Source organism: Stutzerimonas stutzeri (assembly GCF_000935215.1).
GTDB lineage: Bacteria > Pseudomonadota > Gammaproteobacteria > Pseudomonadales > Pseudomonadaceae > Stutzerimonas.
This window is the reverse complement of record NZ_JXXD01000267.1, coordinates 1-8,841: the sequence shown is the minus strand read 5'-3', so window position 1 is coordinate 8,841 and position 8,841 is coordinate 1. Positions and strand designations below refer to the sequence as shown.

Here is an 8,841-nt window from a genome sequence, read left to right as displayed (position 1 = left end):
CCCGCCGCCCGCCGCAGTCAATGAGGTCGACGCTGGCCCGGTAGTAGTGGAAGCGCTAGGGCTGCCCAAGCCTGCCGTTCAGGCTGCCCCGCTGCTCGGGGAAATGCCGCTTGCCGAGACGCCGGCCGAGGCACCGGCCGACGAAGAAGCTATCGCTGAAACCGAGGCGGAGCAGAACGCGGCTGCGTATGCCCTGCCGGATTCGCCGGAGCCCGCGTTCAGCGTCGTCGCGGACCGCGTGGAGGCGACCCTCGGCAGCCTGCTGGACAGCCTTCATCTGCCGGAACAGCACCAGCCGCAACTGCAGACCCTGCGGGCGCGCATCCAGCACGGCTTGAACTGGTATGAGCTGGTGCCGGTACTGGACGATCTCGCGATGCTGATGATCGCCTTCAGCGACCAGGGCCAGCGGGATTTCGAAAACTACCTGCAAACGCTCAACGAGCGCCTGACTGCGATGCAGGAAAATCTCCTCGCCGCGCACCAGGGGCATAGCGAAGGACGCGACGCCGCTCAGGCGCTGGATGCGGAGTTGCGAGAACAGGTCGGCGGGTTGCAGGACAGCATGCGCCAGGCCAAGGATCTGACCAGCCTGAAGCAGGTGGTCGAGGCGCGCCTGGATGGCCTGCTGACCACGGTGGACACCTACCGGCAACAGCGCAGCGAGCAGGAACAGAAGCTCGGTGAGCGCCTGCAGCAGTTGGTCAGCCGGGTCGGCAGCCTCGAACAGGCAGCACGCGGCCTGCGCGGGCACCTGGAGGAGCAGCGTCAGAAAGCGCTGCAGGATCCGCTGACCGGCCTGCCCAACCGGGCGGCATGGAACGAGCGCCTGGAGCTCGAGTTCGCCCGCTGGCAACGTTACGGCGGCGACCTGCTGCTGGCCGTGCTGGACGTCGATCACTTCAAGCGGGTCAACGACGGCTACGGTCACCTGGCTGGTGATCGGGTGCTGAAGATCATTGGCACCGAGCTGCACAAGCGTTTGCGCAAGACCGATTTCATCGCCCGCTTCGGTGGCGAGGAGTTCGTCGTGCTGCTGCCCAATACGCCCTATGACGCAGGGCTGCAGCTGATGGAGTCGCTGCGTGAGTCGATCGGAAGCTGTCCGTTCCATTTCAAGGGCGAGCGCGTTGCCATCACGCTCTCGGCCGGCCTGACCGCGTTCAGCGAAGGTGACAGCACCGAGCGCGCTTTCGAGCGTGCCGACAGCGCGCTCTACCGGGCCAAGGATTCGGGGCGCAATCGCGTCGAGGCGGCCTGACCGGCTGCCCTGGCCCGGTCCCGATCGCCCGGTATAATCACGCCCCTCACCGCACCGACATGAGCGGAGCCCCGCGCAACGGGCTGCTGCTCATCTGCGTCATTTCGCCGTCGACACAGAGGTCGTCCCGATGAAAACCATCCCCGCCGTCCTGATGCTCCTGCTGCTGGCCGGTTGCGCCAGTGGTCCGCGCATCGATACCAGCTACAGCTCGACCGGCCACGACAGCCGCGCCCAGTTCATCATCCTGCATTACACCTCGACCGACCTGCCCCGTTCGCTGCAGCTGCTCAGCGGCCGCGACGTCAGCAGCCACTACCTGATCGGCGAATCGCCGGCGACCATCTACCGCCTGGTGGATGAAAACCGCCGCGCCTGGCATGCCGGCGAGAGTGAGTGGAACGGGCGCACCTGGCTCAACGCCACATCGATCGGCATCGAGCTGGTCAACCGCGGCTACGTGGAAAGCGCCGACGGGCGCCGGCTCTGGTATCCGTACTCCGAAGAGCAGATCGACGCGCTGGTGGTGCTGCTCAAGGACATCATGGCGCGCCACGATCTCAAGCCGGGCGCCATCATCGGCCACAGCGACATCGCTCCGCAGCGCAAGGTCGATCCGGGGCCGCTGTTCCCCTGGAAACGCCTGGCCGAGGAGGGGCTGCTGCCCTGGCCCGATGCCGATGCGGTGGCGGCCGAGCGGATGCGTTATGCATCGGCCGGGCTGCCGACGATCACCTGGTTCCAGGATGCATTGGCGGCGCAGGGTTACCGGGTGCCGCGCCACGGCCATCTGGACGACGAGACGCGCAACGTGATCGCTGCGTTCCAGATGAAATACCGCCCGGCTCGCTTCGACGGCGAACCCGATGCCGAGACCGCCGCGATGCTGCAGGTGCTCGGTAACCAGGCGGGGCGCTGACTCAGTAGCGGGTGGTGCCGATCAGTCTCGAGTCGGCCAGCGCGGCGCTACGGTGCTCGGCTGCAGCCTGATAGTCGCTGTCGCCGATCATCGCCAGGAAGGCTTCCTTGGATGGATAGCTGACCAGCAGTATGTCGTCCCACTGCTCGTCCGGCGGGGCGATCAGCGCGGCATGGGCCTTGGTCCTGACTTCCACCGCGCCACCGCTAGCCTGCACCTTGGCCAGTGCCACGCGGCTGTAGCGGGCGTAGGCCTCGCGACCACTGCACGGACTGTGCTGACTACCTGACGGATAGGTCGCCTGGTCGTTATAGCGCAGCAGGTTGAGCATCAGGATCGGCACGCCCGAAGGCATCGTCGCAGCGAAGTCGGCGAGCTGTTCGGGACTGGGGTTCAGGCTCGGCATGTGGCCTCCTCGATGGCGCTGTCAGATCGGCAGCGCAACGTAGAAGATGGTGCCGTGGCCGATCCGTGAATGCACGCCGATACGCCCACCATGCAGCTGAGCGATTTCCTTGCATAAGGCAAGGCCCAGTCCGGCACCGCCACGGCGGCGACCGATCTGCACGAACGGCTCGAAGATGCGCGCCTGCTGGCTGTAGGGAATGCCTTCGCCGTTGTCCTCGACGCTGAGGATCATCCGCTCGCCGTGGTGCCGCGCCAGCAGCCGAACCTCGCCGCCCTTGGGCGTGTGGCGCAGGGCATTGCTCAGCAGGTTGTCCATCACCCGCTCGATCTGCTGGCGGTCGAGCATCAGCGTCGGCAGCGGCTGCTGCAACTCCAGCTTGAGCTGAACCTCCTGTTCGGCGGCGTTGACCTCGAAGCGTTGACGCGCGGCCTCGAGCAGTTCGGGGATGTGGCACTGCTCCAGCTCCAGCTTCTGCTGGCCACTCTGATAGCGCGAGAAGTTGAGCAGGTCATTGATCAGCCGGACCAGTCGCTGCATTTCCTCGTGTACGGTGTCGAACAGGTCCGACTCGCGGCTGCCGGCCGGGTAGCGCAGGCGTTCGCGCAGCAGGCTGAAGGCCATCTGCATGCCGGTGACCGGCGTGCGCAGCTCATGGGAGGCCCGCAGCACGAACTCGTTGCGCACCCGCTCGAAGGTGCGCTGATCGGTGACATCGTGCAGCACCATGACCGCACCGCTGATGCTGCCGTCGTGGTGGCTCACCGGGCTGATGCGCCAGGCCAGCAGGCGGCGTTCGCCGTCCGCCTCGATGATCAGGTCTTCAGGTGGGTCGGACAGTGGTTTGTCGTCCAGCACCTGCCGCGCGGCATTGTCCAGATCCGGGTAGCCGAGCGCTTCGCCGAGGGTCGAGCCGAGGTGCTCGTTCTCCCAGGCCAGCTGCCGCTGGGCGACCGGGTTGGCGTGCTCCAGGCGTCCGTCGCGGTCGACGATCAGCAGGCCGTCGTCGATGCTATCGAGCAGTGCCTGCAGACGCTGCTGGCCGTTGACCAGCGCCTCCACGTTGGTCTGCTTGAACTCGTGCAGCGCCTGAGCCATCAGGCCGAAGCGGCGGCTCAGCGAGGACAGCTCTGCGATGTGCGGCGTCGGCAGGGAAATGTTGAAGTCGCCGCGGCCGATCTGGTCGGCGGCGGCGGACAGCCGTTCGATCGGTTCGCCGAAGCGGCGGGCGAAGCTGTGCGCGGTGATGAAGCCGATCAGCAGTACCGCGATCGCCGTCAGGCCCAGCAGCCCGGCGAGCAGCGACGCCCTGTCACGGCTGCGCAGCTCGGTATCGCGGATCTTGTCGTACGCCGTGCGCTGCATGTCGGTCATCAGGCTGCGCACCTGATTGAAGGCCTGGCTGAGCGGATTGTCTTCCAGCAGCGTCAGGTTCTGGTTGCGGGCGGCATCGACCTGCTGCAGGAAGCTGGCGTAGGCGCTGGCGACGGCCTGGAATGCCTGCCGATCGGTCTCGTCGCTGGCTTCGGCGATGCCGCGTTCGAGCGTCTGCTGAAACGATTGGCTCAGCGGTTCCAGCGCTTCACTGCGACCGCTGTCGGTGAGCATCACGATCAGGTGGTTGCCCAGCGTCTGCCGCAGCTGCTGGTTGATCTCGATGATGGCGAAGTTGTTGCGGATCAGCTGTTCCTGGCTCTTGGCCATCTGCATGACGCTGACCAGCGCCAGCAGCAGGCCCAGCAGCGCAACCGTCATCAGCGCGGAGAAGCCGAGAAACAGGCGGGTCCGCAGCTTCATCTGGAGTTTCATAGGCCGTACTGCTTGCGTTTTCGGTAGAGGGTCGAGGCGTCGATACCCAGGATGCGCGCGGCCTGATCGAGAGTATCGCTGGTGCTCAACACGCCGGCGATATGCGCTTTCTCCAGCGCCTCCAGGCTGAGCGGCTCACCGATGCGTGGCGCGTTGCTGCCTACCTGTTCGCCCAGCCCGAGGTGGCTGACCTCGATCATCTGCTGCGGGCAAATGATGCTCGCCCGTTCCACCACGTTGCGCAGTTCACGCACGTTGCCCGGCCAGCGGTAGGTCTTCAGTGCGGCAACCGCCGCATCGCTGAAACCGCGCGCAGGGCGGCCATAGTTCTTCACGAACGAGGCAAGGAAGCGTTCGGCCAGGGTCAGCACGTCCTCGGGGCGCTCGCGCATGGGCGGCAGGTTGAGGGTGATGACATTGAGGCGATACAGCAGGTCCTCGCGGAACTTGCCCTCGCGCACCATTTCTTCGAGGTTCAGGTTGGTCGCCGCGAGGATGCGCACATCGGCGCGGCGGGTGACCGGGTCGCCGACCCGCTCGTACTCCTTGTCCTGGATGAAGCGCAGCAGCTTGGGTTGCAGCGCCAGCGGGAAGTCACCGATCTCGTCGAGGAACAGCGTGCCGCCGTCGGCCTGGTTGACCCGGCCCAGCGTGCTCTCCGTGGCGCCGGTGAAGGCGCCGCGGTTGTGCCCGAACAGCTCGCTTTCCATCAGGTCGGCGGACAGCGACGGGCAGTTGATGGTGACGAAGGCCTTCTTCGAGCGCCGGCTCCAGGTGTGGATGGCACGCGCCAGTTCGCCCTTGCCGGTACCCGATTCGCCAAGGATGAGAATGTTGGCGTCGGTGTCTGCCACCTGCCGCGCGGTTTCCAGCACGGCCATCATCGCCGGGCTGTGCGAGCCGAGGGCGTCGCTGCGTTGCTTCATCTCGCCTTCCAGCGCTTCCAGTCGGGCCGCCATCTGGCGGACTTCCAGCTGCTTGGCGGCGGACAGGCGAAGCTGTTCCGGGCTGCATGGCTTGAGCAGGTAATCCGCGGCGCCGGCCTGCATGGCGTCCACGGCGGTGTCCACGGCCGAATGGGCGGTGACGATCACCACGCGCATCCAGGGCGCGAGCAGGCGCATCTGCTGCAGCACGTCCAGGCCATTGTCTTCGCCAAGTCTCAGGTCGAGGAAGCACAGGTCGAACACCTGACGCTGCAGAATGGCCTCGGCCTGTGCCGCACTGGCCGCTGTCATGACCGTGTAGCCGCGGTCCTCCAGGCAGTAACGGAAGGTGCGCAGGATCGCCGCTTCGTCATCCACCAGGAGGATGCGTCCGCCGTTGTCCGTCGTTTGGTCCATGGATGCTCCCCATCAAAAGGCGAATCGGTCGCTGAAAAATGCTTCGGATTATGGTGTGTCGGGCACCTGGCGGCGCCGTTGCGTTGCTGGCGAGACCTTAGTCTATGAAAAGTCTTGCAAGTTGCACGGTATTGGCAAGGCTTTCCTGCATGCTGCACTCCGACGCCTTCAGTGGCGTCGCCCAAGTGGCTGATTTGGTTACCGCTGGCGCTTGCGCCAGCCTGGCATGCGGCTTGCGACCCTGATGAAAGGGGCGTCACTTCCCGCCGAGCGGGCGTGTGGCGAATCTGTTGTAACCATGCAGGAGGTGTCATGAATCAGTCGATGAATCAGCTCAATGAGCTCATTGAGATCACCCGCGACGGGCAGCGTTTCTACCAGCATGCCGCCGACGAAGTAAAGGACGTCGAGCTGCAGCACCTGTTTCGCGATCTGGCGCAGGCCAAGACGCAGATCATCCAGGCCCTTAGCGTGAAGGTTGCAGCCAACCATGAGCACCCGTCGCAGGGCGGGACGCTGACCGGCCGGATGCGCGAGCTCTATGCCGACGCTCGATCACGCATCGGCGACCACGACACCGCCTATGTCGACCAGCTGGAGCAGACGGAAGCGAACATTCTGCATGCCTTCGAGGGTGCTGTAGGAGACGCCGAGCCGGATATCAAAGCGCTGCTTGCCATCGAGCTGCCGAAGCTGCGTGCCTGTCATGAGCGCATACGCCACCTCAAGGAAGCTAGGCATTAAGCGCTCGTGCAAAACGCCCGGCATTGCTGGGGCGCTCATGCAAATTGAGTTGCCAGGATGCTGGGCATAATCTCTAACTCATTGATATATAACAATTTTAAATTGTAATGCGGGCTGGCACGGCGCCTGCAATATCCCCTTCAACGAAACGACGTCGCCACGCTTAGAAGGAGTTGAGGATGAATCGCCAAGCCCGCTTTTCATTGGCCAGCAAGGGGTTCCTCTCTGCTGCGGTAGTCATGCTGATCATGGGTGCCGAGCGCCCGCTGTCGCAACCGCTCAGCCAGGCGCAACAGAATTCAGCGGAACGAATCGGCATGTATGACGCTCAACCTATTGAGCTCATGCGGACCGGCCAAGCGCCGCAGACCATCGACTATCGCCAGGCGCCTTCTGAACAGCGCTGGGTATTCTGAGCAACGAAGGGGACGTGCAAGCGAATCAGCAAGGATGCTTTACACACTCGATGCCGATCGGACTTACCGATCCGCTGAGAACCGTTCCTGAAACAAGAGGAGTCACACCATGCTGAGTTGGGCTATTACCTTCCTGATCATCGCCATCATCGCTGCGGTACTGGGCTTCGGTGGTATCGCCGGCACTGCGACGGGTATCGCCAAGATCCTGTTCGTGGTCTTCCTGGTTCTGTTCGTAGCGTCGCTGATCTTTGGCCGCGGCCGCGGTCCACGCGTGTGATGCAATCGATGGCCGCCCGCAAGGGCGGCTGATTGAGGAGTTTCAGCGGCATGGGAAGCCAATTTCGCCGGGTCATGTTCGGCTTTCGAAGGTGATCCAGAGCGCGCGGGCCTAACCGCTCCGCGCGCTTCACCCCTCAGCGGGGGGAACCAGGGGGTCGGGTTGTTCTACATCGCGGAGCGACCTAGAGGTACAGGGAGTACCTCCTAATCGGACCGGGTTCTGTGAAGCTGCGGCCGGGGGCGCAATCGCTCCCGGCATGCAGCAACAAATGTCTGATCCGCTTCATATCGCCTTTCGCAATCCATCTCATCGTTTTCCACCTCCTGCTGTCTTTACCGTCTGCTGATCTGCGGATGACCCGTGCGCGCCCGCACCGCTATCATCGCGTCCAGCTTTCGACGGGAGAACGACATGCTCAACGGCCTCTGGCTGGGCTTTTTTCTGATCGCCGCGGTTGCCGCCCTCGGGCGCTGGCTGATCGGTGGCGACCCTGCAGTGTTCGCCGCGCTGGTGGAAAGCCTGTTCGCCATGGCCAAGCTGGCCGTAGAAGTGATGATCGTGCTGTTCGGCACCTTGACGTTGTGGCTGGGCTTTTTGCGCATCGCGGAAAAGGCCGGGCTCATCGAACTCCTCGCGCGTCTGCTCGGGCCATTGTTCCGTCGCCTGATGCCCGAAGTGCCGGCAGGCCATCCGGCGCTGGGACTGATCACCCTGAACTTCGCCGCCAACGGCCTCGGACTGGACAACGCCGCGACGCCAATCGGCCTCAAGGCGATGCGCGCGCTGCAGGAGCTCAATCCGCTGCCGACCGTGGCCAGCAATGCGCAGATCCTGTTTCTGGTGCTCAACACCTCGTCGCTGACGCTATTGCCGGTGTCGATCTTCATGTACCGCGTACAGCAGGGCGCGGAAGACCCGACCCTGGTCTTTCTGCCGATCCTCCTGGCGACCAGTGCGTCTTCGCTGGCCGGCCTGCTGGCGGTGGCACTGGTGCAGCGGCTGCGCCTGTGGGACCCAGTCGTGCTGGCCTACTTCGTCCCCGGTGCGCTGCTGCTCGGTGGCTTCATGGCGCTGCTGGCCGGGCTGTCGGCGACGGCGCTGGCGTCGTTGTCTTCGTTGCTGGGCAACCTGACCCTGTTCGGTCTGATCATCGCCTTTCTGGTCGTCGGCGCGCTGCGCAAGGTGCCGGTGTACGAGGCGTTCGTCGAGGGCGCGCAGGAAGGCTTCGATGTCGCCAAGAGCCTGTTGCCCTACCTGATCGCCATGCTCTGTGCGATCGGCGCCCTGCGTGCATCCGGCGCGCTGGATTTCGGTCTGGAAGGCATTCGCTGGCTGGTGGAGTCGCTGGGCTGGGACACGCGCTTCGTCGATGCCCTGCCGACTGCGCTGGTCAAACCGTTTTCCGGCAGTGCGGCGCGAGCGATGCTGATCGAGACCATGCAGAGTCAGGGCGTGGACAGCTTCCCGGCACTGGTGGCGGCGACGGTACAGGGCAGTACCGAGACGACCTTCTATGTGCTGGCGGTGTACTTTGGCGCGGTAGGCATCCAGCGCGCGCGCCATGCGGTGGGCTGCGCGATAGTGGCGGATCTGGCCGGCATCATCGCCGCGATTGCCGTGTGCTACTGGTTCTTCGGCTGAGCCGAAGCCGCGCACTGCC

Annotated in this window: 9 protein-coding genes; 6 read left to right on the top strand and 3 right to left on the bottom strand. The window is 64.5% G+C overall.

Translation table 11 applies throughout. From position 1 onward, the window contains the following. Together LO50_RS21650 and LO50_RS21645 are read left to right on the top strand one after the other, a co-directional pair. Nucleotides 1-1,261: GGDEF domain-containing protein (locus LO50_RS21650; protein ID WP_052816840.1), on the top strand; the 1,261-nt coding region annotated here is incomplete at its 5' end. Between the two features lie 130 nt (nt 1,262-1,391). Continuing rightward, complete coding sequence (locus LO50_RS21645) at nt 1,392-2,180, top strand: N-acetylmuramoyl-L-alanine amidase (protein WP_023444005.1); 789 nt, start codon at nt 1,392-1,394, stop codon at nt 2,178-2,180. Between the two features lies 1 nt (nt 2,181). Here the strand turns inward: LO50_RS21645 and LO50_RS21640 are convergent, their stop codons facing one another. From LO50_RS21640 to algB, 3 genes are read right to left on the bottom strand one after another with little or no spacing between them, the layout of a single operon-like run. Beyond that, nucleotides 2,182-2,586, bottom strand: coding sequence for a DUF1330 domain-containing protein (locus LO50_RS21640; protein ID WP_014818665.1), 405 nt, complete (start codon nt 2,584-2,586; stop codon nt 2,182-2,184). A 21-nt stretch (nt 2,587-2,607) separates the two neighbouring features. Then, a complete protein-coding gene (locus LO50_RS21635) occupies nt 2,608-4,395 on the bottom strand; it encodes a KinB sensor domain-containing domain (RefSeq protein ID WP_023444003.1) in 1,788 nt (595 codons plus the stop codon). Further along, nucleotides 4,392-5,738 carry a sigma-54-dependent response regulator transcription factor AlgB gene (gene algB, locus LO50_RS21630; protein ID WP_014818667.1) on the bottom strand — a complete coding sequence of 449 codons (1,347 nt, stop codon included), beginning with the start codon at nt 5,736-5,738 and terminating at the stop codon, nt 4,392-4,394. The genes LO50_RS21635 and algB overlap by 4 nt, the downstream gene beginning before the upstream one ends. A gap of 312 nt (nt 5,739-6,050) precedes the next feature. Between algB and LO50_RS21625 the strand changes: the two genes are divergently transcribed. The 4 genes from LO50_RS21625 to LO50_RS21610 all read left to right on the top strand — a co-directional run bounded on the left by LO50_RS21625 (nt 6,051) and on the right by LO50_RS21610 (nt 8,822). Next, entirely contained in the window at nt 6,051-6,482 is a 432-nt protein-coding gene (locus LO50_RS21625) for a PA2169 family four-helix-bundle protein (protein ID WP_044316328.1), read from the top strand. A 179-nt stretch (nt 6,483-6,661) separates the two neighbouring features. Next, nucleotides 6,662-6,898 carry a hypothetical protein gene (locus tag LO50_RS21620; protein WP_014818669.1) on the top strand — a complete coding sequence of 79 codons (237 nt, stop codon included), beginning with the start codon at nt 6,662-6,664 and terminating at the stop codon, nt 6,896-6,898. Between the two features lie 109 nt (nt 6,899-7,007). Beyond that, nucleotides 7,008-7,178 carry a DUF1328 domain-containing protein gene (locus LO50_RS24395; protein WP_003282841.1) on the top strand — a complete coding sequence of 57 codons (171 nt, stop codon included), beginning with the start codon at nt 7,008-7,010 and terminating at the stop codon, nt 7,176-7,178. A gap of 414 nt (nt 7,179-7,592) precedes the next feature. Beyond that, complete coding sequence (locus LO50_RS21610) at nt 7,593-8,822, top strand: nucleoside recognition domain-containing protein (protein WP_044316327.1); 1,230 nt, start codon at nt 7,593-7,595, stop codon at nt 8,820-8,822. The last annotated feature ends 19 nt before the right edge of the window (nt 8,823-8,841 follow it).